This window comes from Burkholderia sp. Ac-20392, assembly GCF_017104585.1.
GTDB classification, from domain to species: Bacteria; Pseudomonadota; Gammaproteobacteria; order Burkholderiales; family Burkholderiaceae; genus Burkholderia; species Burkholderia lata.
The window spans coordinates 1-1,540 of sequence record NZ_JAAGPB010000942.1; the positions used below are offsets into that span (position 1 = coordinate 1).

The 1,540-nt window shown below is 70.7% G+C and carries 2 protein-coding genes; both read right to left on the minus strand.

Going from position 1 to position 1,540, the window contains the following annotated elements; translation table 11 throughout:
- The coding region (locus tag G3N99_RS39935) for a tetratricopeptide repeat protein (protein WP_206125157.1) at positions 1-807 on the minus strand (807 nt) is incomplete at its 3' end.
- Positions 804-1,540 (minus strand): type II secretion system F family protein (locus G3N99_RS39940; RefSeq protein ID WP_206125158.1); only part of this gene is annotated, 737 nt, incomplete at its 5' end. The genes G3N99_RS39940 and G3N99_RS39935, both read right to left, overlap by 4 nt.

The following is a 1,540-nucleotide window of genomic DNA, read 5'->3' on the forward strand; positions in this document are numbered from 1 at the left end:
TCCCGCTACGCCGGCCACCCCGGCGCCTCCGTGCGACGCAAGCCGCGCGCGCACCGCCTGGTAGAAGCGCAGGTTGTCGGCCACCGCCGACGCCGGCAACTCCGCGGACAGCAGCTTCTTCGCCGAGTCGGTGTTGCCGAGCACGCCGTACGCGAACGCGAGATTCTGGCGCGCCTGCCACGGCGCGGACGGCAGCCCGGCGACGTCGAGCAGCACGTTCACGCCCTCACGCGGCCGGTTGCTCAGCACGAGCGACAGCCCGAGGTCGACGCGCAGCCCCTGCGCGTCCGGGTGCGCACGCAGCGCCTCGCGATACACGACCTGCGCATCCGCATGACGCCCCTGCAGGTCGAGCACGGTGCCGAGCCCTTCCGCCGCGAGCGGATGGTTCGGCGGCGCAGCGAGCAGGTCGCGATAGCGCTGCGCGGCTTCGTCGAGACGCCGCTGCCGCAACGCGACGCGCGCCAGCCCGAGCTGCGGGCCGAGTTCCGCGGGCGCCTGCCGCTGCGCTTCGTCGTAGAGGATCCGCGCACGCTCCAGGTCGCCCGCGCGGTAGTTGACGTCGCCGAGCCCCAGGCGCGCCGCGAGCGAATCGGGATGCTTCGCGAGCACTTTCTCGTACAGCGTCGACGCGAGATCGACGTTGCCGCCGGCGAGTGCGCTGTCGGCGATGCGCAATTCGGCCTGCGGATCGTCGCTCTTGTGCGACAGCACCGGCCGCGTCTGGATGCCCGGCGCGCCGCAGCCGCCGGCCAGCACCGGCAGCACGGCCGCGAGTGCGAACGCGCGTACGACGGATCGTGTCATCTGAATACCTCGAGCAGGCGAATCGCCGCCGGGCCCGCCGCGATCAGGCAGACCGTCGGCAGGATGAACAGCATCATCGGCAGCGTGATCTTCGGCGCAAGCTTCGCGGCCCGTTCCTCGAGCGCGACGATCTGCTCGGTGCGCTCCGTGCGCGACAGCGTGCGCAGCGCCTGCGTGATCGGCGTGCCGAACCGCTGCGACTGCGTCAGCGTCGTCGCGAGCGAGCGCGCCGACGTGAAATCGACACGCATCGCGAAATGCATGAGCGTCGCGGCCACGTCGCCGCTCAGCGTCAGCTCGTCCGCGCACACCGTCAGCTCGTCGGCGAGCGGCGGGCAGATGCGCGCCAGTTCGTGCGCGACGCGCCGGATGCCCGATGCGAGACTGTTGCCGGCCATCGTGCAGATCACCAGCAGGTCGAGCGCATCGGGAAAGCACGCGGCGATGATCCGCCGACGCCGCCGGATCATCGCGCCGAGCACGTATTCCGGCACGATCACACCGATCACGAATGCGGCGATCATCGCCAGCGCGCGGATCACGAAGTATTCGCCGAAGCGCGGAATCAGCGGGCTGAACACGATCGCGCCGCACGCGAACAGCACGCCGCAGCTCAGCTTGATCCCGATCATCACCGACACCGCGCGGCGCTCGCGAAAACCCGCACGCGTCAGTTGCAGGCCGAGCTTCACGCGCTGCATCGGGTCGAGCACCGGCAACCGTTCGCCGAGCT